Here is a 25672-nt window from a genome sequence, read left to right as displayed (position 1 = left end):
CCTTCTTATTGTTATAGAAAAAGCGCTGCATTTTCTTGTTTACGCTGCTCCAATGTCTTAGCAATCACGGACATTGTTGTTTTACTGATCCCTTGTTGCTTGGCAAGATACGTAAATTGGCTGATGGCTTCTGCGACTTCTTCAATAACTTGCTTTGCATCATTCCAATTCGCAAAGCCAGCACTAGTAGCAAGTTTTTGCATCACCTTAAGCGATGGCACTTTGCCATAACCGCCGAAAGCAGTGGCGTGTTCGTTGAATGGATGTGGGCTGTAGGTAACATCGTAAAAAGGTGCAGGGTTCCATTGACCGTCATCCGCTTGCAAAAACGCCCAGTTTTTACTGTGGTCGTCTTGGTTAGACGACAGCAGGTTAAAAACGGCACGGCGAAATTGCAGCTGCCCAGCAGCAGGAGATTTACACAACTGACGGCTGGCTTTGATCAAGTCAATATAATCTAAACTTGGCGTTCGAAAGTCTGCATCCAGCAGCCCGCAAGCGCTGTGCATATGCAAGCGACCTGAACTGCGATTACCGCTTAAACGGGCCTGCTCCGTGACATAATCAAAACGCTTAAGCGCCAACCAGGCAGACGCACCGCTTGTAGTTGGTGCTTCAATGAGTTGCCAGACTGGTGGTTGGCACTTGGCAAGCTCGGCCATTTGCAAATAAACCGCTTCACACAACCCTTCTTCATGCCCGAGCGCGAGATTTTTCGAGGTAAACTTAATCAGCCAAGCCTCATCTCCAGGCTGAGCAAAGGTTCGACAATGCTGAGTTTCCCCTGCAGGCATATAAATCTGCGCCTTAGGCCTTGCTCCACCCGAACTACCACCGGCGACTAATGCGGCCAACACCTGTTGCGTATGCCCATCTAACTCATCGTGATTATCATCCATATAATCTGACATTGAAGCATCGAACAGCGTTTGTGCTTCTAAGCCCAAGGTTGCTAAATCAATGTCCGCGTATGTCGTGGCTGAAAACTCAGACACCGGAGCAAAAGACAGCGCTCCCATGCCTTTATCACCGACAAAGGCCAGTCTATCCATCGCCGTTAATTGATTAGGTAGGATGCCCTTTTGCCGGAAAATACGATCTTGTAACAACATGCCCCAGCCATCGGGCAAACAATCCCCAAATACGCCATGTACACCTTGGTGCGGCGCTTTAGGTGCGGCTTGAACTAGCGTATTCGCTTGCAAGGTAAACGGTGATAAATTGCCAAACTGCTGCAAATAGTCGTCAGTATACTGAAAAAAAACGCCTTGCCGATTCTGCGCCAAGACTCCAACAGATATCTGCTCACCTGAGCTTAGCGTACGAGTAACATTAAGCTTCTGAATCGGTTTAAAACTCATCTTTTAGCACCTCATCAATACTCATGGGTATAGCAGCGCGTTCTTTGCTAAGTTGCGTGAGCTGATAAAGCCTATCTAGCGAATCAAGTGTCTGCCATAGCAACAGCAATTGACGAAATGAAATTTGCCCGGTCAGCTCAAATTTCTTAATGGTGGCCGCAGGTACGCAGCTTCGCTCAGCCAATGCAGCGCGCGACAGCTTTGCCTGCTTGCGTAACTCACGTAAATAAGCCGCATAAGCTTGGCTTACATCGGTATCATCAAGTAAGGTAAAATTCATCCGCAAAGACCAAATGGATACAGTTATATCCATTATAGCGAAATAAAACATAAAGTGGATACTATGATATCCATAATTGCGTAGAGTGTTGAAAAAATCACTCGATAAAGCCCTTCAAAACTGCTATTTTTAGACCCTAACAGCAGCATAAGATTAACCCGTTAGGTCAGGTGGCCTAACTTAAATAAAAAAGTCTCCGACAAACCCGGTACGGTTCAGCCATATATAACTCCATCAACCTGATTTTTTACCATTCGGTTTACCTAATTAATCATCACAAAATTATGTTGGTGATTATTTGGTAAATTTTTAAAAACTTATGTGACCAAAATTAAACGATCTTAATAAACATTAATTCCAATAAAAATATTTTAAAACGTAAGTTATTGATGTTATTGTACTTATATACACAGCAATTTATACAATTTAATGTAAATTATGTTGGTGACTATTGCCAAGGTTGGGGTATTTTTATGATCTAACTTTTACTACTTTGTAGCAGGAATCACAGCCATACAATCAATCAATCCCAACCTCGGTAATAGCTTAAAAATATTACTAATAAAAATAGAACCAAATTAAATTATGCACACCAAAACTATAAATTGTGTCTACTTTTCTACACTTACACAATAAATACCGTTAGATTACTTGAAAAGTAAACAGTTAAATAGTAGAAATGTATCATAGTTATATTTTAATAATCTAAATATGTGCCGTGGAACGCGTAAACAAGTAACTTCTGAATGTTCATTTAATTTTGATAACCCCAAAATTATCTTCAAGCGAGATCTTTCTAAACTCGCATTAAACACTCATCCAGATTTTGCTGGCATTCATCACTGCTATCACATGGCCTTTCGAGCTCTACGATTAACTTCTCATTTTCGTTTAGCATCAAACAAACTCAATGTTTGGTCTATAGCAGGAATATCCAATTTCTGGATCGCTGATAATTTTGATTTGTACCTGCATCACATGAAGCTTCCGCCTTCACCTCAGGAATTACATGTATATACGTTCCCACCTGATGCCAACTTACAACAACAACTCAAACACTATGCAAGCTTTGAATTCTTAAGTTTTTTGCAAGCAAATACTTTTGATATACACAATTTAAATCCGCAGCATCTTCAGCAAGCGATCAACCGATATATTTCGACTGAAGTTTTACTCGACTTTAATCGCTTACATTCATTCAAAGCACATAAAACGCTCAGTCTTGAGGGGCTTGGTAAGTTACTCAATTTTAGCCATACACAACTCCACAATAGAAACAGAAAAATCCATGCACGTCGCCAGCATCTACTTGACGAAGTCAGCAAGCAATCAAAAGTCGTCGATCATTATTTAAATCAAAATGATTTTTCACCAAATCCAACAGATTTTTGGAATTGTTCATATGCACGAAAGTGAAACTAAGCCCCTTCCTCAACCCAAAATTTTATTATCAGACTTATTAAAAAAGCTTTTTAATGCAGAGGATTTGTGTCTTCATGCACATATTAACTTTATCGCAGATCTATTGGTTTACCATGACTGCTCAGATTATCTTAAGGGGCTTGTTCTCAGTGAGATTGAATCTGATATTTCTACAAGTTCACCACCTCGCATTCCCGCTACTCTCCAAGCGTCTAGAAAATCTAAAATTGGTGATTCCCCAATCACGTATTACATCAACAGTATTGCCAGCATTTATCATGCGCACACGGAACTACTCACCTGGAATGTGCTCGTCCTTAAAGCAGCACTATATTTATTAGCATTGCCGCAGATCAAACCAGATTTATTTGAAAAACAACATACAGAGCATCTCAATACGATTAAGCGCTTATTTCAGCGTTTCCGCGTTGCAAACAAGTCTTTTTTTGCAAAAAAAAAAGATGCTCACGCATTAGATTATCAAGCATTCTTAACTCTTAAATTCCCTGCTTTATTTCTATCATTAGAGCAATTTGTAGAGTCTGCTCTTCAACCTGAAGCAGATCAAGAACTAAATGATTTTCAGAAAAATTTCTGTGATGAATTACGTATTGCATTCAATTATGTACTAAAAAGCCGTCCAAAAATTGCCAAATCAAGTGTAGATAGTAAACTGCAATATCGTACATGGGATACCGATGGAACTATTAACGAAATCATTGAGACTAAAAAAAGTAATAGAGGTTTAGCTAATGAGCAAGCCCTTGACGAGCAAGAAGACCCCTCTGTTATTGTTCAAGCAGATCAGATTACACCACTTGCCAGACATTCTAAAAATGCCCAACGTATGGCACTTTCGTTAATTCCAAAACATATGCAACGACAAGATCATTTGCTCACTGCAAGTTGTTTACTCCCAAGTGTTTATACTATTTCTGACCTAATTACATACCTGTATCATGATGATAAAAAACATAATGATAAAAGCGTGCTCGTTGTATTACTTTGCTTAATCACAGGCGTTGGCTTTAAAGACTGGTTAAATTTTCAAAAAAGGCGTGTAAAAAGATTAAATCATCGCCAAGTCATTAAATTGCAAAGTGACCAATACTATCTCTCAACCAAATTCAGCATTTTTGAAGATGCAACGTTTGAATATCCGGAGTCACTGATCAATAACACCGTTCATTTAGATATCCCTATCCCAAATCACTTTATTGATCGTATCAAAGCAGAACCAATCATCACTGAAGATGAGCTAAAGAAAAAAATTAGAATAATAAAAGATGAAGTCAAAATTCCTCAGCTGAACTTATCAAAAACTAGCTCATTACTGCATCATGTTATTTTGCAAAAAACAGGCAATAGGCAACTTGCTGACATCATCACTGGTGTAGATGCAAGTCACTCTTCTTCAAGCTCTTACTGCCATTACAATGTAAATAAATTACAAAAAAATTATGTCAAAGTTTTATCTGAACTATGTACACAGCTCGCTGAAAATGACTACGGTGATATTGTCTATAGTGATCAGTCCATCTGCTTTGGTAGCCAAAAAGCACCAAGTAAAAATGTCATAAAGGACATCCTTTTCTATCTTTACACCAAAATTTATACGACTTCAGATAACGACTGGGTAGAAAGTTTTAATGCTTATAGCATTTGGATGTGGCATATCCTACTTTTGTTTACCGCTGCACGACCTGTTCGGGACTTTCCAGGTTTTTTGAATAATATAAGTTTTCAGCAACAGACAATTATGCTGTCTGACAAAGAGGTCGGTGGTAGACGTGGCTTTGGACGCTTGATTCCACTTTGTGCATTTCTCATCGGTGAATTAAAGAAATATCTTCGTTTCCTCGAACATATCCAACAACATTACATGGCGATTAACCGCGAAATCTCAGCCCAAATTGATGCCATATTTAATAATGAACAGCCTCTGTTAAATCTTTTACAAAATGGCACACTCACTCCGCTTACACCTTCCAATGTGCGTGACTTTCATCCTGAAGTTGGGTTAGCACATCCCAACTGGCACCGCCATACAACACGTGCCTTTCTCACCAACAAACAAATCCCCGAGCCTTTAATACTTGCACTTTTTGGACATGAAGCCTTCCAACAGGAAGCCGCACATCCATTTTCTAGTTTGTCTCTGAACCAATATCGCGCGCTCGCAACACATTTAAATGAAATGCAGGAATATTTTGAAATTATTGGAGTGAATTTAAATGTCCTCATCGCTTAAAAAAGCAGATCAACTGTTTGCCGAAAAGAAACGAGAACTTACTCGACAATTAAATGAACAAAAAATTCAAAATGAAGTTCATGCTTCACTCCGCAAATATTTTTCAGAACAGCAGTTTGATCAGAATCCACATTTGCTAGGTGATTACGGCGAGGTTTATAGCCACATCAAGAAAAACTCTACGAGTAAAAAGTGGATCAAGTTTGCATATGATTTTTTTGAAGATTACATCAAAGAGTTAAATGCTCAGCATCGCTTGGATTTAGAGCTGCCTCATGCTGTTTTAGATATTAAAAGAGATAAGCCTATCGTGACCATGAGCTGGAATGCCGATGGTCATGAAATAAATGACCTCGTACAACAGCTTTATAATTATTGGGAATTGGCTGAAAGCTGTGACTCATTCTCAAATGAGGAAATCGTGGGCAATATTATATTGTCTGCCATTCTATTTGGTGGCTTAAATGAAAAAGCTGAACTTAATGCCTTGCTTGAACACCTCAGAAATCCAGTAAAAGTACGCCATTATAAAGACCTTAATATTCTTTTTTTAGAATCCCATTCTAATCATTATGGCGATATTTTTATTGATGAATATACTGTTCGAAAATCTAGAAATTTTATTCCAGACCCCGTCACACGTCTGTGGCTAATACATTTTAATCTGAGAGATATTCGACATGTTCATCTTCCCGTAGAGGGCTATCTTGAGTATATCTTTCGAAAAATAAAGAAAAAGTTTAAAAAAAATAGCTTATCGCATTTACTTCAGCATGCTCGCTACAACTGGTTACAGCTTCCCAACGTAGATATAGATCCGGCGCTCTCTGAATGCCTCATCGGGAATTTACTCAGTTGTGGTTTACCCGAACAAGAGTTTGAGCGTTTTGTGCAACCAAAATTTAAATATAAGCATGAGCTCACTACTGAAGTCATTCATCAGTCTAAGAATTTACCTCCACAAACTGTTTATTTGCATCATGAGCAAGATGCACTAAAAGATGTACTAAAAATTCATAAAGACTTATTAAAAATTATTCGTCTTCGCCAAACAGATGCCCCAATCTATCAACTCATGATCGATTATTGTATGGAGAATGCAAAACTCTTTAATGAATACAGTAAACGAATCACCCTGTGGTTAATTAGTCTCTTTAAACCACCTCAAGAAGATATAGATCTGCTAGCTCAGAGATTTGATTTTTGCGCTACAATTTTTGCTAAAATCATTTCCAACAATAGCCAGTTAGCCAAAAGCTCAATTTACACATACTACACTCGAATTGGTGAGCCTTGGCTAATCTATTCTTTACAATATCAATTTTCTGAGGACGATGAAGAAACACGCCTGCAAAAAATATATGCACAGATTTATCAAAATAACTGTATTGCTGAAAGTCTGCTCGAAGATACTGTTAAAAAATCGGCTGCTCAAATTGTAAAAACACTCAAACGTTTTCATCAATTTCAAGAACAACTATTCGATGCCCCAGCATTCACTTTAGAGACGCTGGATCAACAAACCAGACCACGCACACGTATTATCAGCCCAGTCACATTTCAACTGTTAATCAAAAAACTTCAACAAGCACATCTACAAAATATCATCTCTCAACATGACTATGAAAATCTTAGTCTTATTTATACGCTTGCTTACAGAACTGGGATGCGAATTAATGAAATGATTGGTTTACGTATCAAAGATACTGAAGGATTAAACAGAATATCATTATTGGTCAAGCCATATGGGTCAGAAAAAATAGGCAATGAACACAGATTAAAGACTGACAGCGCGCAACGTAGCGTGCCCGTGTATTGCTTACTCAAAGCATCTGAGTATCAACAATTTCATCAATATGTTGTCAAACAGCGGTTAACAAAAAAACCGAATGATTATTTATTCAGTCAGTTCAATGAGAATAAGAAACTCAGCCAGCACATGCTGACTGCACCCTTTAAAAATTTTATGGATCAGTTATTCAAGCAACATCACTATACATTTCATTCATTTAGACATTCTGCAGCAAATCATTTAGCATTAATTTTTAAATGTGATTATCATTTTTTGTCTGATAGCCTCACAGACTATACGGAAGTTGAATATAATCAGCTCAGGGCTGAGTTATTACGTAATTCAATTGATCAAAATCATTGGATTATCATCGCACATCTTTTGGGGCATCTCGAACCCATCGAGACCTTTAAAAGTTATATTCATGTAGCTTACTTTATTGCAGGTTATCAATTTTCCAAATATCGCCCATTACTAAGCAATGGTTTGGTTAAGAAAATGCTGGGGATAAGCAATTCAACACAAGAGTTACATTTTCTAAAATCGCTCAATGATCAGTCTGAATTCAATTTTGAAATGCATGCTACAACGCTCTGTAAACTCCTTCTAAACAATCAAGAAAAATGGATAGCGAGCAATGCTCACACACTACATGCAGAATTAGAGGTAAATCAAACGCAAGAACATTGTATTTTTGACTATTTTGTCGCGACTCCAGAATCTAAAATCGATCTTGATCTATTTTATAAGGCACTCTGCTTATTAGAGTTATACAAATATGATACGGAGCGCGTAGCACAAGAACTTTGCCTATCTCATGAGCTCATCAAGTATTGGTATGACAATGCAATCCAACTCAAACAACTTAAATCTAGAAAAAACAATCCAAGACTTTTTCATATAACCGAACTGCAATACATCAAACCGTCAATGATTGATACTAATGAGGACCTTTTATTGGTCACACATTTTTTTAACTATCTACAAGCCTGCTATCAAAAGTCACCTGAAAATATTAGGTATGTCTTAGAATTCTTTATTAATCACGTAACTGCTTCACATACAGGTTTACATTCAACGCGGAAAAATATTCAGAATCTGGAAAAATTCTACTATGCGGCCAAAGATCTGTTTCCTGCCAACATGTGGCATTTACTTGGAATAGATATGGTTAATTTTTTAAACAAAGAAATTACGCCGAATCTACTCAAACTTGCCAAGGCAAATCAGAAACTAGAAGGTTACCCAACAACAAAAGAAAATAATGCACGCTTACAGCTATATTCCTTAAAACAAGGCAAAGCACTACCGGCTTTTAAATTTTGTTTACATCTGGCTTGCATTGGTAGGCCTGCTCAATTGCAGTTAGAAATAAAATGACTTCAATAAATCATCGTAACGGATACTGCTTAACTCTCGTGCTACACCTAAGTTTTAATGGTGAGTGTCTGTTTTAATTTTTTTTGGGGGTTATACAGTTAATTAATGCTGATAAAAGCCTAGGCTGGCCATATATAATTCCATCAACCTGATTTTTTACCATTCGGTTTACCTAATTAATCATCACAAAATTATGTTGGTGATAATTTGGTAAATTTTTAAAAACTTATGTGACCACAATTAAACGATCTTAATAAAAATTAATTCCAATAAAAAATATTTGAAAACGTAAGTTGTTTATTTCATTGTACTTATATACACAGCAATTTATACAATTTAATGTATATTATGTTGGTGACTATTGCCAATATCGGGCTTTGGATTTTGATGCTGTATTGATTGAATTTAATGGGGAGGATGATCATGTTCATTTATTAATTAATTACCCACCAAAAGTTGCTATTTCAAATTTAGTGAATAGCTTAAAAGGTCTATCTAGTCGCCACCTTAGAAAAGACTTTCCTGAAATTAAAAACAAACTTTGGGGTGATTCTTTATGGTCGCCAAGTTACTTTGCTTCAAGTTGCGGTGGTGCGCCATTAGAAATTATTAAACAATACATCGAGCAACAACAATCACCTCATTAGAATTAAAAATCGAGCCTTATATCACCTCCATAAATGAGGGTGTTTTACGGCTCATTGGATAAATAAACATAAACGTCGACTACTCCCAGATCATTTAGCAACCGTACGTATTGAGCATGAATCTGCATCAACGCAATACATCTGTGGGTGCACACTGCGTCGTATCGGCGAATATCAGTGAAAAATTGAATTTCAGACCAGCGCAGTTCTATAAAGAACAGCATGTGCGTGGTAAATGGGTTTGTGATCAATGTGACACCCTGACTCAGCAAACGATGCCTGCCTATGTGATCGATAAATGTATTGCGACACTTGAGTTACTTAGCCATGTGCTGGTATCCAAATATGCTGATCACTTACCGCTGTATCGTCAGCGACAGATCTTTCTGCGCGCAGGTGTAGATCTATCTAGATCCACCCTGTCAGATTGGATTGGTCGCTGTGGTGTAGACACTTGAACCTCTGGTCAATGCCTTAAAACAGGTGGTGCTGCAGCAAGGGGGTGATCTATGACTTTCAAGAAACCGTTCAGGTCTGCATGCAGAAGAATTCCTGAATGGCTGGCAGGGACATCTGGTCTGTGATGATTACAGTGGTTATAAAGCACATTTCAAATCAGGTCAGATCATTGAAGTAGGTTGCATGGCACATGCATGTCGTAAATTCCATGAACTGCATATCACTGGGAAAAGTCAGATTGCTGAACAGGCACTGGTGCTGATTCAGAAATTGTATGCGATAGAAGCAGAGTTAAGGCACAAGACCGACGGTACAGCGCAACAACGCTGCGAATACCGGCAACGGCATAGTCAACCAGTGATGCAACAACTATATGAATTGCTCAACCAACATCATCTGATGGTGCCATCAAGTTCTACCACCGCTAAGGCAATCAATTACACTCTAAAGCGCTGGCAAGCCTTAAGCCGCTATTCAGATGATGGTAATCTATCTATTTACAATGATTTGGTGGAGAACCAAATGCACCCTTGGGCTTTAAGTCGTAAGAACTGGTTGTATGTTGGATCACTGCGCAGTGGTCAGCGAGTTGCTAACATCATGACATTGATCCAGTCAGCAAAGTTGAATGGTCTAGATCTGTATGCCTATTTAAATGGTGTACTGCAAAAGTTGCCGACATACAAAGTGATCCAAATTAAAAGATTGGCATAGAGTTTAGAGGATACTTACAAATCAATGGTATCGCCAAGTTGATCGTCATCATCTTTAGCTAAAACGGTCTTTAGCTTATCATTTGTGGCTAGACGCAACAGCATCAAATATCTAGCTTAAGAAGCATCTCAGAGTAAATTTTTACAACAAAGCTAATAAGCTTAGGCTATTTTAATAGTTTTCATGATCCGCTGCTTTATACAAAGGCTATAAAAATATTTAGTAATTTTTTATCTAAATTACTCTATATACTTAAAACTTGGTTGATCTCCCTATCTTAACCACACCATTTTTTGAGCACTGAAAAACTTTTTTCTGCAAAAATATATGAGGAACAACAAAAGTGTAAAATCTAAAAATAATATCTATTCTTTTAACTATTTTTCATTCAGCTATACACACAGATATTTTGTATCCAATTTTCTTAGTACTTGAATTCTTCAGTGATACATTAAAAAATGTGTAGCAAGTTGCTACACTTTTCCTTAGACAAGCTCTTTACCAAAAATATCATTCAGCCTATCACGAATACTTTGTACAAATTCCGGATTATTTTTTAGTTTATGCTTCATATTACGTTTAAAGTCATTCAAGCTCATACCAACTTCAGCAAAATCCATTTGGAATAAAGTGTCATTAATAACAATATTTGCTTGAGAGTCAGTGAGACAACCAATTTTTTTAAACCACTTCTTGAACTGCGAATACTTTTCATCATTATTAAAAATGTACCAGGAACGTACATTCGTATCGAATTTTGCCCCCAATTCTTTTACTAATGCATTCTCTTCAAATGGAACATCAAGATAAATTTTTTCAATTACAGCAGTTTCATTTAGTGTTTTATCAGTAATACGCTGATGCAGTTTAAAATTCACCCCCACAATTGGGCGCCCTTTTTTTATGGTTTCATACTCTAGTTGTAGATCTGTATTTTCGTTAATTTCTGCAACTATTTTATCTAATACATAGCGTCTAAAATCTACCCAGCGATCATATTTAGTTTCATTAATATCAATCAGAGCTTTCAAGTTTTCTAAAAGCATTGGGACTTCATAACTCTTTTGGCTTGCGTACTTGAATTCATTTTTAATGAAATACGTATAAAGACTCATACTAGCAACAGAATCCAAGGCAAACAGATGTTTCAATTGATAGGTGGTGAAATTCCCCCCAGCCAACTGCGTGAAATACGGTAACACCTCACTGGTAAAACGAATCTGAATGGCATTTTTAGAATCATCTTCCCATCTTAACTCACGGATAATAGGAACGACAGAATGTACTTTTTTAGTCTTTCTCTTACCATCATCAGTAGGTTCCTCAATAATAAAATGAGCCACCCTAGATGAAAGTTCTTTATAAATCCGGTCTATTGCAACATTAATCGAATTGCGTTTATTCAATCCTAGTAAATCTGCCAAATCATCCTTATACAGATAAATATAGGTTTGTTCTGTGATTTCACCATTTACCCTATTTTTCTCACTATAATTTGCAACAGCCATTGCATATAGGAGCGCCTTATATTCATTGGCTGATAACTCAATTGGGCGAATTAAGCGGTTACTAGTGCTAACAACGCCATTATGACGAATATTGCCTATACAGTAAGGAATATGATTCAATTCTTCTTGCAATGATTCTGATTCTGTCATAACCGTGATATTTATATATTTAATTCTATTTTTATATACAAAAGTGGAAAAACTTTCAAGACTTTCACCACAAGAATCTAAGAGTGGAAGGCTTGTCATCAGAAATATGCATTTTTGACGATTTATTGTCCTTAAAGTGGAATGAAATATATTATTTCCACCATATAGTGACAGACCTTCCACCTTTAGCTCTAAACTAACAGTTCAAAATACCCATTTTCACTTATTTCTTCCAAATTTAGGTATGCTATGTCAGATAGAAACCTAGATGTGACAAGGCTTCCACCTTTCATTAGATTTGAAAGGTATAAATGAATAGATAATCATCAGGAAATATCCAATAAAAAAAATTTATCCACAGGGTGCTAACACATAGTGACAAACCTTCCACCCTTAAAGATTGTTTAGCCAACTTTATCAACAAATTAAGTATTTATTTTTGCAAGAGTTTTTTAAAAAATATAACCTTTTTAAAAATAGTAGTGACAAACCTTCCACTCTTGTGACAAACTTTCCACTTTACGGTGACAGACCTTCCACCTTTGAGTGACAGACCTTCCACCTTTGAGTGACAGACCTTCCACCTTTGAGTGACAAACCTTCCACTTTACGGTGACAAGCCCTCCACTTTTAAACTTATAAGCATTTGTTTTATATAGCAAAAAAACAGTCTTAATTATTAATTAGCTAAATAAATAATTATACTAATTATTAATTAAGCTAGCTTATTTAAAAATTAGTTTTTTAAGTTGTTTTACACCTAAATAAATAAGATTTATAAATTTAAAAACTATAGTATGATGAGTGAAAGTTATTTATATTGTTAAACATTCAAATACGGAAGCATCTGACACGTATGTCTGCAAAAATTATTACGGTTGCTAACCACAAAGGTGGATGTGGCAAAACAACGACCGTTGTACATCTAGCCTCTGAACTTGCAAATCTTGGCAATAAAGTTTTAGTCATTGATTTAGATCCTCAAGCAAACGCAAGTTTACACATTGGGATCCAACATCCAAGCGAAATTGTTGTTACTTCAGCAGAATTACTCGTTGGTGATATTTCATTATTAGCTGATGCATTACAAGAAGAAACAAACTTTGAAAAAGTATCATTAATTTATGGCTCATTAAATTTAGGAAAAACTGAAGACCAGCTTAAAGAAGAAGCTCCTCGTCCTTCAGAAGAATTAAGCATCAAGCTAGAACTGTTAAAAGATCTTTACGACTTCATATTAATTGATTGCCCACCTAGTCTTAAACTATTAACCAGTAATGCCTTAGCATCATCAACACATGTCATTATCCCTATCGAATCTGGATCACAATATGGACTGTATGGGGTAACAGATCTTTTAAACCATCTTGAAAAGATAAAACGTATTAATCCAGATTTAGAGCTTTTAGGCGCTTTACTGATTAAACATGATGAACGTCAGAATGTTTGTAAATTGATTCGGGATGAAGCTTTAAAACAGGTTGGAAAAATTTTACAAACTACCATTCCTCAAAGTACTAAAGTTAATCAAGCAGCAATTCTGCAACAGCCACTTTTGAAAGTAGAAAAAAATTCAAAAGTACGTAAGGCTTTTGAAAGCCTTGCTTATGAAATTGTAGCGAAAGTTTAAACCTGAGAGTATTATGGCAAGCACTAAAGAGCTTTTAGCTCAAAAATTGAAACAAAATACAGAAAAACATCAGCAAGCACAGAAAGACAATATTAAAGAGCTAAAAGAATTTAGACGTAATGTTCCTATTGAGGATATCAGTCGCAGTCCCAACCAACCGCGTAAAGTATTTGAAGATTCTCAATTAAAAGAACTGGCGGATTCTATTAATGAAATCGGCCTTTTGCAGCCCATTACAGTGCGTAAACTTGATAATCTGAAATATGAACTGATTGCAGGCGAGCGACGCTTACGGGCGCATCAATTACTCGGCAAGTCGGTGATTGAAGCCATTATCATTGATGCTAATGATGAAGAAGCATCTTTGTTAACCCTAGCTGAAAATTTAAAGCGTCAAGATCTGACAGATTATGAAATTTTTATTGGTTTGAACTCACTTGATGAAAAGTTGAAGAAGAACAAGCAACGTTTAGCTAATTCATTGGGTTTAAATCGCGAAGATATGTACAAATATCTATCGTATGAAAAGCTGCCTAAAGCAATGTTGAATGACCTGGATTTGGAGCCAGGTCTAGTCGGTCGTACTGCTGCAACAGCGTTCAAGAAATTTTTATCGGATCATATAGAGCAACTTTCGGAGGCGGAAACAGCTTTACTCGGTGCTTGGGAGAAATTAAAAGAAAAAAAACTGGAGCAAAGCAAAGTTACTTCTTATGCTGAAAAACTATTGAGTCAAGATCCAGAAAAAGTAACCACGACATCAGTGGTAAGAAAAATCGAATATGATGGTAAGGTTGCTGGAAATATCAAACTGAATCAAAAACAGCTCAATATCTCTCTTAAAATTTCAGAAATTGATGAAGCTAGTCTTTTACAACTAGAAGATTTTTTAAAACAGCTTATTCAGAAAAGTGAAAAAGTGTAGCAACTTGCTACACTTTTCAGTTTGCTCATAAAACTCTCACACTTACGTGAGAATTTTTTATAATTATCACATGCGAAAAATTATACCACCCAAACTGAAATTGATATGGTTACGCTAGAAGAGTTTATTCCTAAAAATTATCTTATACGTAAAATAGACAAAGCGATTGATCTCAATATCATTCATGAACGTGTCGCGCATCTATATTGTCCCGATAAGGAGACTGTTGAACGAATTTTGCCGTTGCAAAATAATTACAGGGTCTCTGTTATGCAAGTAACGCAGCAATGTTTACTGTCAGTTACAGCACAAAACTTGAAGAAAATCGCCTTGCACTTATCGAAGTTAATTTTTATTGTATTTTTTAGCCATCAATACGCTTAAAAATAAATCACTATGAATAAGCGATAGAAGTTTAGAAAATACCCCCACTTTAACGATCGCTAAAGTGGGGTTTGTGATTAGTCTGAAAAGTGTAGCAACTTGCTACACTTTTTTAATACTTAAATTGTACGACAAGAAATGACGTATCAATACTTACACACGAGCGTATTATTGGGTACTATTGGTTTAACTAAAACTAGATAACCTATTCATTGCAGGACAATTCCATGGCACGTACTCCAAAGCAAACCAAACAAGAACCCATTGAGGTCATTCTTTGGAAAGCTGCAGACAAACTTCGTAAGAACATTGATGCTGCTGAGTACAAGCATGTAGTCCTTGGTTTGATCTTCCTCAAGTACATCTCTGACTCATTTGAAGCTCACTACAACCTATTGGTTGAAGGTGAGGGAGAGTTTGCAGGAGCTGATCCTGAAGATCGTGATGAATACACTGCATACAACGTCTTCTTCGTTCCTGAGATCGCACGTTGGTCATACCTGTTAAACCAAGCAAAGCAAGTCACCATTGGTAAGATTGTAGACGATGCAATGGAAGCCATTGAGAATGAGAACCCTCAGCTCAAAGGTGTACTACCTAAAGTCTATGCACGTCAAAATCTCGATCCTACGAGCCTAGGTGAGCTGATAGACCTCATTGGTAACATTGCCCTAGGTGATGCAAAAGATCGCTCTGCCGACGTTTTAGGACACGTATTCGAGTACTTCCTAGGTGAGTTCGCTTTAGCTGAAGGTAAGCAAGGTGGGCAGTTCTACACGCCTAAATCCATCGTGAGCTTATTGGTTGAAATGCTAGAGCCATACAAAGGACGTGTATTCGATCCTTGCTGTGGTTCAGGTGGTATGTTCGTACAGTCTGAGAAATTCGTAGAATCGCATCAGGGTTTAGTGGACGACATCTCCATCTATGGTCAAGAAAGTAACCAGACAACTTGGCGTTTGGCCAAGATGAACTTAGCCATTCGTGGCATTAACTCAGAGCATGTGAAATGGAACTCTGAGGGTTCATTCCTGAATGATGCACACAAAGACCTGAAAGCGGATTACATCATTGCTAATCCACCATTCAACGTCTCTGATTGGAGCGGTGAGCAGTTAGTGGGTGATGCTCGTTGGTCTCTAGGTACACCACCTGCAGGCAATGCGAACTTCGCATGGATGCAACACTTCTTGTATCACATGAGTCCTAAAGGTCAGGCAGGCGTTGTGCTTGCTAAAGGTGCATTAACCTCTAAGACCAGTGGTGAAGGTGAGATTCGTAAAGCCTTGGTTTCAGAAGCCAATGTCATCGACTGTATTGTGAACCTACCTGCCAAGCTGTTCCTGAACACACAGATTCCTGCTGCTTTATGGTTTATGCGTCGTGACCGTGTTAACTCAAGCCAATACCAAGATCGTAGCAATGAGATTCTGTTCATTGATGCTCGTAACCTAGGTCATCTGATTAACCGCAGAACCAAAGTCTTGTCTGATGAAGATATTAAGCTCATCACAGACACTTACCACAATTGGCGTAACAAGGGTGGTGAGTATGAGGATGTTGCAGGCTTCTGTGCATCTGTACCACTTGAGAAAGTCGCTGAGCTTGATTATGTACTGACGCCAGGTCGTTATGTTGGTTTAGCTGATGATGAAGATGAGTTCGACTTCAAGGTACGCTTTACAAGCTTAAAGGCAGAGTTTGAAGCACAGCTTGCTGAGGAAGCCAAGCTAAACCAAGCCATTGCTGAGAACTTAGCAAAGGTGGTTGTATGAGTGAGTGGCAGGTTGGGCGATTAGATAGCTTCTTTACCCTAAAACGTGGTTATGACTTACCAAAGCAATCTCGTGTTTCTGGTAGTGTTCCCATCATTGCTTCTTCAGGTTTTGCTGATTTTCATAATGAAGCCAAAGTAAATGAATCAGGTGTTGTGACGGGCCGATATGGAACCATTGGTTCAGTTTTTTTCAGTGATGTACCATTTTGGCCATTAAACACATCTCTTTATGTAAACGACTTTAAGGGGAATGACAAAAAGTTCATCTACTACTTTTTGCAAACATTGGATTGGGAAAAATTTAGTGACAAAAGTGCGGTGCCTGGAGTTAACCGTAATGATGTTCATCAAGAAGAGATATGCTTTCCGTCTCTCCCTGAACAAAAAGCCATAGCCTCAATCCTTTCATCATTAGATGACAAGATCGACTTACTGCACTGTCAGAACAAGACTTTGGAAGCCATGGCTGAAACACTGTTTCGTCAATGGTTTATTGAGGAAGCGAAAGAGGATTGGGATGATTTACTAGTAAGTGATATAGCTACTCATATCAAAGACAATGTGAACCCATCAAAAGATCCTCTTAAGACATACTATCATTTTAGTTTGCCTGCTTTTGATTCAGGAGAAAAGCCTACTATTGAATTGGGTGCGGAAATTCTGAGTAATAAGTACAGAGTATGTGAGAACTCAATTTTAGTCTCAAAGCTGAATCCAAGAGTGCCTCGTATATGGTTATTAACTGATGTCAAAGATAATTATGTATGTTCAACAGAGTTTCAGAATTTGAAGCCTAAAGTAGGATCTCATTTAATGTTCTTGTATAGCTTATTCAATTCAAGAGATGTTATTGATGAATTAGCAATGAGTGCTTCGGGAACCAGTGGCAGTCATCAAAGGGTTAAGCCAGAAGATATGTTAAATATCTCTTTTAAGACTCCAAGTTTAGACTACCTTGAAGAGTATTCGCTGTTGATTACTCCTTCGATGCAAAAGGTTTCATCTAACAAGAAGCAAATCCAAACACTTGAACAACTACGAGATACCTTGCTTCCTAAGCTGATGAGCGGCGAAGTCAGAGTCCAATACCAAACAGAAGAAGTTGCATAACATTTGAGGTGAAGTCATTTGATGGCTTCACCTTTTTTACATTCAGGGGGCTGAATTGAATAAAAAAATTATAGGGGCAATCATTGCCTTAGTCGTAGTGATCTGTGGCTACTTGTATGCTTCGCCATACATTGCCATCAATAACATCAAGAATGCTGCACAAGTAGGTGATAGCGAAAAGGTGTCCAAGTACATCGACTATCCAAGTGTGCGTCAGAGCTTCAAAGATCAAATGAATGCCATGATGATGAAAGAGATGGCAACCCATAAAGATGATGGTTTCGCAGCACTAGGTGCCATGCTTGCATCTACCATGGTAGACAAGATGATTGATGGTTTTGTCACACCTGAAGGGATGACCATGATGATGCAAGGCAAAGACCTTAAAGATGCAGCACATTCATCACAGGGAGCATCAACAACAGAAACCAAAGAAGAAGATCAAGCAGAGTACAAAACTCGCTATACCTCATTCAGTGACTTTGAGGTTGTGATCCAACATCCAAATGATTCCAAAGCCGTCACTGTCAAAATGGTTCGTGATGGTTTGAGTTGGAAAGTGAATAAGATCGCTGTGCCGATGGATTAAGTAAAAGAGAACAAAGAGGAAAAACAGAATGATAAAGCGCATGATTCAAATGGGATTTGGCTTGATTGCTGTAGTTAGCTTTGCTGCAACCGTTCAAGCAGCACCGGCTAAATTCAATCATAGCGGCATACAAAAAGGTAAAGTCATAGAAACCTGTTATCACTCTCCTTGTTCAGTCGCCAAGTTTGTCTCTTACAAACAACTGAATAAGACAGCGACTGAATCCAAGATTCAAGTCACCTTGCTGGGCGGTAGTCGTGAGTGGGAAGCCAAGAAAATTGACTGGAATAGATCGCCACATAAAGTCACTGTGAATTGCTCATACCAACGACCAACAGTTCAGATTGGTTCACAAAAGACTCTGATTCCACTCAATGATGGTTTAGGTGTTCCTGGAGTACTGATGGTAGATGCTGAACTCTATCTATATGTTTGCCATAAGTTTGAGGGCGCTATTGAGAATGCTGTGCAGAAGTATGGCTATAACGTGCAGGACGATGAATAAGGTTTCTTAGCTTTACATCATATAAAAAATTAATGAGTCCAGGTTATATGGATAAGTTTAGGGGGAAATAATCAAGTGACTAAGATGACCGAATCAGACATTGAGCTGATGGCGATAGAGCAACTAGAGGGATTGGGCTATACCTATGTGTATGGACCTGAGATTGAATCGAAGGGCACTAACCCTCTACGAAGCTATAAGCAGGTCATCTTGGAAGACAAAGTGCTTGATGCATTACAACGCTTAAATCCTCATTTAAGCCAAGACAAATGTACTGAAGCACTAAAGCAAGTCACCAATATTCAATCCCCTGATCTACTCAGTAATAACCAAGCATTCCACCGACTGCTCACTGAGGGCATTAACATTGAGGTGAGCAAAGAGGGTAACACTCAAGGTGAGTATGCTTGGTTGATTGACTTTGAGAATCCAACCAATAACGAATTCCTTGTCGTCAATCAAGTAACCATCAAAGAAGATCGCTGGACAAGACGACCAGACATTATCTTGTATGTGAATGGCTTACCCTTGGTGGTCATTGAACTCAAGAATGCAACAGACGAGAATGCCACTGTAGAAGGCGCATACAAGCAAATACAGACCTATCAAAGCCAAATCCCTAGCTTGTTTACCTACAATGCTTTCAACGTCATCTCTGATGGTTTAGAGGCGAAAGCAGGTACTGTCTCAGCAGACTACAGTCGCTACATGGCGTGGAAGACAAACAATGGTCAAACCAAAGCCAAGAAGACACAAGCACAGCTAGAAGTCCTGATTCATGGTTTACTGAATCCAGTCACACTACTCGACATGATTCGACACTTCATTGTCTATGAATCAACGAAGCACGAGGATACCAATGGCTTAATCACCATTAAGACCATCAAGAAGATGGCTGCATATCATCAGTACTATGCAGTGAATGCAGCAGTCCTCTCGACTATTCGTGCGTCTGCAGTGAACTCGGACTCGAAATCAGCAGAAGTTGCCATGCAACATCAAGGTAGAAGTAAGCTCGAATTGGTACAGCAACAAGCAGTCGGTGACAAGAAAGCCGGTGTGGTATGGCATACCCAAGGCTCAGGTAAGTCTTTGTCTATGGTTTTCTACACAGGCAAGATTGTCTTGGCTTTGGATAATCCAACAGTCGTTGTGATCACAGATCGTAATGATCTAGATGATCAGCTCTTTGGTACATTCGCTGCATCAAGCCAACTCCTTAGACAAACACCACGACAAGCAGACAGCCGAGAAGAACTCAAAGAGTTACTCAAGGTGGGTTCAGGTGGCGTGATCTTCACCACCATCCAAAAGTTCCAACCGGATGATGGCACTAGCGTCTACGAGCAACTGTCAGACCGAACCAACATTGTCGTGATTGCAGATGAAGCACATCGTTCTCAGTATGGCTTTAATGCCAAGGAAGTCGATGTCAAAGATGAAGATGGCAAGGTTGTCGGTAAACGTACTGTCTATGGTTTTGCCAAGTACATGCGTGATGCACTTCCTAATGCTACTTACCTTGGTTTCACAGGAACACCAATTGAGAAGACGGATGTAAACACACCTGCAGTCTTCGGGAACTATGTAGATATCTATGACATCTCGCAAGCAGTGGAGGATGGTGCAACTGTTCGTATCTTCTATGAAAGCCGCCTAGCTAAGATTGCCATCAGTGAGGAAGGCAAAGAGCTGATTGAAGACTTTGATGACCAGTTTACTGAAGATGACTTAAACCAAACTCAAAAAGAACGTGCGAAGTGGGCAAGAGTCGAAGGTTTGATCGGCAGTAAAGAACGTATCAAAGCCATTGCAAAGGACATCGTAGAACACTTTGAGCAGCGTCTTAAAGCCAATGCAAACCAAGGCAAAGGCATGATCGTCAGCATGTCTCGCAGGATCGCTGTAGACCTTTACAACGAGATTGTAAAGATCAAACCAGAGTGGCACAGTGATGATCTGAATGATGGTGTAATCAAAGTTGTGATGACTGCCTCAGCTTCAGATGGTGAGGTGATTGCTAAACATCACACTACCAAGCAACAGCGCCAACGCTTAGCAGATCGTATGAAAGACAATGATGATAAGCTCAAACTCGTTATTGTTCGTGATATGTGGCTGACTGGTTTCGATGCCCCAAGTATGCACACCCTTTACATCGACAAACCAATGAAAGGTCACAACCTCATGCAAGCGATTGCACGAGTCAACCGTGTCTACAAAGACAAGGCTGGTGGCTTGGTTGTGGACTATCTTGGTATCGCATCTGACTTGAAAGAAGCCTTATCGTTTTACTCAGAAGCAGGTGGTAAAGGTGATCCTGCATTGGTGCAGGATGAAGCTGCAACGATCCTGCAAGAAAAGCTAGAAGTGCTTGATGGCATTTTGCATGGCTTCAACTACCAAGAGTACTTCACTGCAGATACTTCTCGTAAGCTCAACATCATTTTAGAAGCGGAAGAGCATATCCTTGGTGTAGATCAAGGAGAAGGGAAGACTCGCTTCCTGACAGCAGTCACAGCGATGTCACAGGCATTCGCATTAGCTGTACCTCATCCACATGCTATGGAAGCTGCACCAGTGGTGGCATTCTTCCAAGCAGTCAAAGCACGTCTTGCTAAGTTTAGTGATGGTACAGGCAAGATTTCTGGCTTAAGTAATGCTGAGCTTGAAGCCAAGGTAAAGCAAACCATTGACCAAGCTCTAGTCACAGAGCAAGTGGTAGATATCTTCGATGCTGCAGGGATTCAGAAACCAGATATCTCGATTCTCTCTGATGAGTTTATGCAGGAGATGAAAGACTATAAGCATAAGAACATTGCGCTTGAAACACTTAAGAAGTTACTTGGTGATGAGATTAAGGTACGAGAGCAACGCAGTGTCACCCAAGGTAAGAAGCTCATGGATATGTTGAGTTCAGCAATTAAGGGTTATCAGAACAAGGTACTTACTGCAGCAGAAGTCATTGATGAACTGATCAAGTTAGCTAAGACAATTCAGGAGTCAGACAAACTGGCTGAAGAACTCAACCTGACTGAATACGAATATGCGTTCTACTCAGCAGTAGCAGACAATGACAGTGCTCGAGAATTGATGCAGAAAGACATATTGAGAGAACTTGCAGTCGTACTCACTGATTCTATTCGTAAGAATGTGACTTTGGATTGGACGATCAAGGAAGCTGCTAGAGCAAAGTTAAGAGTCATCGTGAAGAGATTGCTGAAGAAGTATGGCTATCCACCTGATATGGCTTTATTGGCTACAGAAACTGTATTGGAACAGGCTGAGCAGTTGGCTGAAGAGCTTTCCAGTTCAAAAGAATAGGGTACAGATAGTGTTCAAAAAGACCGCTATATTAACCATAACCAAGGGGGCATTTTTACACTGCTGCTAACAAGGACAACCCTTCACTTATACTAGCTCAAAACTGATCTGACAGTTCCCCGTTTTTTATTGTGCCTGTCAGGTTAAATTTGGGCTAAATTCTTATCAGCCCAAATTCGTTTTCCATTAAGTAAAGTTTCAAATGGGCTTCCTGTTTGACATCTTTTGGGAATAGTTTCGGATATTTTGTTGTTCTAACTTTTCATGATGCTGTTGAATTTAGTCCAGATCTCATAAAACATTGTATAACTGAAACGCTGGAAAACCTATTTAGCAAATTTGGGGTGTAGTTTCCACTTGAAATAATTCAATTAAAAATAAATGTATGTATTTTATTTATTTTTTGATATATTTCAGTTTAACCTAAAAACGACTAGTGATAGTTATAAAAAGTTGTGCTTAGAAGAATCTTTATTATTTTCAGAGGTTTACTTATGAAAAAGTTAGTAATCTTATTATCAATGTCGACGGTTTTTTTATCAGCTTGTGGTAATAAACATGACAAAATGGTTGGCTACTGGCAATTAGAAAATGTGCAAGGAAAGCGCATTATGCAAATTTTTAAAGAGGGTAAAGATAGTTATATTCTTAAAGAAAATGTGGTTGCTCGTAGTAATGTGGTGAATGGTAAAGAGGGAAGTTCTCTCGTATTGGAAAAAAAAGATGATACTTTAGCGGTTAATAATGGTTTAGCTGCTATGCCCTTACATTTATCTGATGATGGTCAAACATTACGTATTTCTAAAAATCAGTACAAAAAAGTAGATGAAAATTTTGTCAATAAAACAATAGAAAATATTAAAGTGTGTCATGAAATTGAAACAGAATATCGGACTAAAGTTAAAGAACTACCTATTTTTACTCGTGACCCTGCAATTCAAGAGCAACGTAAAACGTTGGCTGAGTCAACTACTAAAAAAATGCAAGCCATTGAAGATTGTAAATTTGGTATCTACTGATAATTACACTATTTAATGAGGGTGTAAATAATTCTGTGTAAATGTGGTTTTAAAAATACTTGGTTACACGTTCATCAAACATGATACTAAAACGATTCATGGCAGCTTTCCAATTCTGAATGGGCATCGTCCATTTTTTGCTTGCTGCCATAATCGCTAAATATACCACTTTTTTCACAGATTCATCGGTTGGGAAGATTTTTCTTTTCTTGGTGGCATGGCGAATGACACTGTTCAAGGATTCAATTGCATTGGTGGTATAAATCGCCTTGCGAATGTCCATTGGATAGGCAAAGAACGTGTTGAGATTCGACCAGTTGGCAAGCCATGATTTACTGATTTGAGGATATTTATCGTCTCACTTTTGACCAAATTCATCCAGGGATGACATACAATCGATACAGCGCATCATTATTATTGAAAATGGTGCCATGATGAATAGGGTATTTGATTGGTATATGCAGTTGCCTCTTGAGTGGCAGTCGAGCCTGTTTGTCTATCGTGGGCATGGGGCCAACATTAAAACAGTAGTTAAATTATTAGAACAAGTATCGGATAACTGCTTGTTGGCATTTTATGGTGATCTTGATCCGTATGGGATTAATATTGCCTCTCATTTTTATAAAATACGTCCTTTAGCCCTGATTGTGCCTAGTATCTGGCAGGAGATCACAGTCACTCATATCGACAACAATGTGAATAAATTCTTGAAGCAGATCGTTCAGACTAGGGATATTGCATTTGATCAAGCTGAACCTTTGATTTTAAGAGAGCTATTTCATCATGTTGATCCTAGCCAAAATAATGGACAGTACTTCCCTCTAAAGATAACGTAACGTTAACTTTGGAGATCCAAGAAATGGCCAAACGTTTTAATCCCAAATTTAAACAGCAAGCAATTGATTATGCACTTTCAAACTCACACGAGCCTACAGCTGCAATCGCCCAGAAATTAGGTGTGGGTTATTCAACTTTAGACAAATGGATTCGTGAAGCCAATCCAGTGGGTTCAAGCAAACGTCAACTTTCACCAGAACAACAGCGGATATTGGAATTAGAGAAAGAAGTCAAACAGCTTAGGGAAGTCAATGACATCTTAAAAAAAGCGCATGTGTACTTTCTGACAGATCATGCCAAGAAAAGTACACGGTAATTCAAGATCTGGATGTGAATGAAGTCACTGTATCTTCTGTCTGTAAATGCCTGGGTGTCAGCACTTCAGGCTATTATGCCTGGCGAAAGCGCCAGACCAATCTAGCGCAGAAATATAATGATTTAAAAGCCGTATATTGGCAGCATCATGCACGATTGGGTGCACCTTCATTGGTACATGACATGCATGATTTAGGTTACAGCATGAGCGAACGAACCGTTGGAAGAATGCTTAAAAAGCTTGGTTTACGTAGCAGGATTGCACGTAAATACAAGCATACGACTGATTCAAACCATCGTTTGCCTACAGCACCTAACTTGTTAGATCGTCAATTTACGGTCAATGAACCCAATAAGATCTGGACAACAGATATTACCTATATCCGTACTAAGCAAGGTTGGCTGTATTTATGTGTGATGCTGGATCTATTCAGCCGTCGTATTGTCGGTTGGCAAACCAGCTATCGAATAGACCGTCAATTGGTATGTGATGCGTTTCATTATGCAATGGCTCGTCAGGGGTATCCAATGGGTGTCATGGTACATTCGGACCAAGGCTCACAGTACTGTAGTCGTGATTTTAGGGCGCTATTATTGACGAATAACTGCGTTCAAAGTATGTCACGCAGGGGAAACTGCTGGGATAATGCAGTGACCGAAAGCTTCTTTCATACATTGAAAGTTCATGTGGTCCATGGCAGTGTATTTGCCACTCGAAAAGAAGCGAATGCTGTCTTGTTTGACTATATTGAGATTTATTACAATCGAATCAGAAGACATTCTGCAAACGGCTGTTTAAGCCCAGAAGCCTTTGAACAGAAATATTTCAAGAATTTAGAGGGATTTGTTGTCCACGATACTGTCTAGGATCAAAAACTAGATCACCTACCTGTATATCTTCGATTTTTTTCCAAATTCTCCGTGGTAAATTTAGATCCCTCTGTACACGCACTAGAGTACCCGCAATAAAACACCCAGTAAGTGCTGGTATTTCTTTCAATTTATCACCCATAAAAAATGTCCCCTATTATTTGTTAATGATAATGTATGACTGTTAATTTTTTATCGTTCAAATTCTATTCTATTTAACATAATGGGCGTTATACGAAATTTTCAAAAAAATACAATAAAAATGCGAGCTTAAGGCTCCCATTTTTGATTTTTGTGTGTTATTCACCAATTAAAATGTCTATGCGATAAACCATTTAAAATGTCCTGTTTTTAACTGCAAGAGTCAAGAACAGGATTTAAATTTCTTTGTTCATTGCTAGCTTTCTGAGCTTTACGACTCGG

18 protein-coding genes and 2 pseudogenes are annotated in these 25672 nt (G+C 38.4%); 16 read left to right on the top strand and 4 right to left on the bottom strand.

What is annotated here, in order from left to right; translation table 11 throughout:
• Positions 1-11 precede the first annotated feature (11 nt).
• Both FTU65_RS11790 and FTU65_RS11785 read right to left on the bottom strand, forming a co-directional pair.
• Entirely contained in the window at positions 12-1361 is a 1350-nt protein-coding gene (locus FTU65_RS11790; protein ID WP_179994267.1) for a type II toxin-antitoxin system HipA family toxin, read from the bottom strand.
• On the bottom strand, positions 1351-1641 hold the full coding sequence (locus FTU65_RS11785) for a helix-turn-helix transcriptional regulator (protein ID WP_070153163.1): 291 nt from the start codon (positions 1639-1641) through the stop codon (positions 1351-1353). Before FTU65_RS11785 ends, FTU65_RS11790 begins: the two co-directional genes overlap by 11 nt.
• A 978-nt stretch (positions 1642-2619) precedes the next feature.
• Here FTU65_RS11785 and FTU65_RS11780 point away from each other — a divergent pair.
• From FTU65_RS11780 to FTU65_RS11760, 5 genes and pseudogenes are all read left to right on the top strand, one after another.
• The gene (locus FTU65_RS11780) at positions 2620-3057 is read left to right on the top strand and encodes a hypothetical protein (protein WP_070153154.1); all 438 of its coding nucleotides are present in this window, start codon (positions 2620-2622) and stop codon (positions 3055-3057) included.
• Entirely contained in the window at positions 3044-5314 is a 2271-nt protein-coding gene (locus FTU65_RS11775) for a hypothetical protein (RefSeq protein WP_070153152.1), read from the top strand. Before FTU65_RS11780 ends, FTU65_RS11775 begins: the two co-directional genes overlap by 14 nt.
• Positions 5298-8486: a tyrosine-type recombinase/integrase gene (locus tag FTU65_RS11770; RefSeq protein ID WP_154320135.1), complete on the top strand. Its 3189-nt coding sequence runs from the start codon at positions 5298-5300 to the stop codon at positions 8484-8486. Before FTU65_RS11775 ends, FTU65_RS11770 begins: the two co-directional genes overlap by 17 nt.
• Before the next feature lie 329 nt (positions 8487-8815).
• The gene (tnpA, locus tag FTU65_RS11765) at positions 8816-9133 is read left to right on the top strand and encodes an IS200/IS605 family transposase (RefSeq protein WP_257229519.1); all 318 of its coding nucleotides are present in this window, start codon (positions 8816-8818) and stop codon (positions 9131-9133) included.
• Positions 9134-9194: 61 nt separating this feature from the next.
• Positions 9195-10306, top strand: a pseudogene (locus FTU65_RS11760) (IS66 family transposase); the annotation flags it as partial.
• A gap of 485 nt (positions 10307-10791) precedes the next feature.
• Here FTU65_RS11760 and FTU65_RS11755 read toward each other — a convergent pair.
• Positions 10792-11964: a replication initiation protein gene (locus FTU65_RS11755; RefSeq protein WP_094069347.1), complete on the bottom strand. Its 1173-nt coding sequence runs from the start codon at positions 11962-11964 to the stop codon at positions 10792-10794.
• Between the two features lie 856 nt (positions 11965-12820).
• Between FTU65_RS11755 and FTU65_RS11750 the strand changes: the two genes are divergently transcribed.
• The 9 genes from FTU65_RS11750 to FTU65_RS11710 all read left to right on the top strand — a co-directional run bounded on the left by FTU65_RS11750 (position 12821) and on the right by FTU65_RS11710 (position 23227).
• The gene (locus tag FTU65_RS11750) at positions 12821-13594 is read left to right on the top strand and encodes a ParA family protein (RefSeq protein ID WP_094069344.1); all 774 of its coding nucleotides are present in this window, start codon (positions 12821-12823) and stop codon (positions 13592-13594) included.
• A 13-nt stretch (positions 13595-13607) separates the two neighbouring features.
• Positions 13608-14519 carry a ParB/RepB/Spo0J family partition protein gene (locus tag FTU65_RS11745; RefSeq protein WP_070153141.1) on the top strand — a complete coding sequence of 304 codons (912 nt, stop codon included), beginning with the start codon at positions 13608-13610 and terminating at the stop codon, positions 14517-14519.
• Between the two features lie 105 nt (positions 14520-14624).
• Complete coding sequence (locus FTU65_RS11740) at positions 14625-14903, top strand: hypothetical protein (RefSeq protein WP_070153138.1); 279 nt, start codon at positions 14625-14627, stop codon at positions 14901-14903.
• A gap of 227 nt (positions 14904-15130) precedes the next feature.
• A complete protein-coding gene (locus FTU65_RS11735) occupies positions 15131-16678 on the top strand; it encodes a class I SAM-dependent DNA methyltransferase (protein ID WP_154320136.1) in 1548 nt (515 codons plus the stop codon).
• Positions 16675-17790 (top strand): restriction endonuclease subunit S, encoded by a 1116-nt coding sequence (locus FTU65_RS11730; protein WP_104915058.1) that lies wholly within the window; start codon positions 16675-16677, stop codon positions 17788-17790. Before FTU65_RS11735 ends, FTU65_RS11730 begins: the two co-directional genes overlap by 4 nt.
• 55 nt (positions 17791-17845) lie before the next feature.
• Positions 17846-18379: a DUF2939 domain-containing protein gene (locus tag FTU65_RS11725; protein WP_167846516.1), complete on the top strand. Its 534-nt coding sequence runs from the start codon at positions 17846-17848 to the stop codon at positions 18377-18379.
• A 28-nt stretch (positions 18380-18407) separates the two neighbouring features.
• Positions 18408-18884 carry a hypothetical protein gene (locus tag FTU65_RS11720; protein ID WP_070153126.1) on the top strand — a complete coding sequence of 159 codons (477 nt, stop codon included), beginning with the start codon at positions 18408-18410 and terminating at the stop codon, positions 18882-18884.
• 84 nt (positions 18885-18968) lie between these two features.
• Entirely contained in the window at positions 18969-22208 is a 3240-nt protein-coding gene (locus tag FTU65_RS11715) for a type I restriction endonuclease subunit R (RefSeq protein ID WP_218944576.1), read from the top strand.
• Positions 22209-22702: 494 nt separating this feature from the next.
• The gene (locus FTU65_RS11710; RefSeq protein WP_154320138.1) at positions 22703-23227 is read left to right on the top strand and encodes a hypothetical protein; all 525 of its coding nucleotides are present in this window, start codon (positions 22703-22705) and stop codon (positions 23225-23227) included.
• Positions 23228-23276: 49 nt separating this feature from the next.
• Here FTU65_RS11710 and FTU65_RS11705 read toward each other — a convergent pair.
• A pseudogene (locus FTU65_RS11705) lies at positions 23277-23585 on the bottom strand (transposase); the annotation flags it as partial.
• A gap of 31 nt (positions 23586-23616) precedes the next feature.
• Between FTU65_RS11705 and FTU65_RS11700 the strand changes: the two are divergent.
• Positions 23617-24063, top strand: coding sequence for a Wadjet anti-phage system protein JetD domain-containing protein (locus FTU65_RS11700; protein WP_228291712.1), 447 nt, complete (start codon positions 23617-23619; stop codon positions 24061-24063).
• A 23-nt stretch (positions 24064-24086) separates the two neighbouring features.
• A protein-coding gene (locus tag FTU65_RS11695; RefSeq protein WP_154320140.1) for an IS3 family transposase occupies positions 24087-25246 on the top strand; the annotation gives its coding sequence in 2 pieces (ribosomal slippage) (positions 24087-24321 and positions 24321-25246; 1161 coding nt in all).
• Positions 25247-25672 lie beyond the last annotated feature (426 nt).

Source organism: Acinetobacter sp. YH12129, assembly GCF_013418685.1.
Taxonomy (GTDB): Bacteria; Pseudomonadota; Gammaproteobacteria; order Pseudomonadales; family Moraxellaceae; genus Acinetobacter; species Acinetobacter amyesii.
The sequence above is the reverse complement of the archived record's forward strand: the minus strand, read 5'-3'. Positions and strand labels throughout refer to the sequence as shown.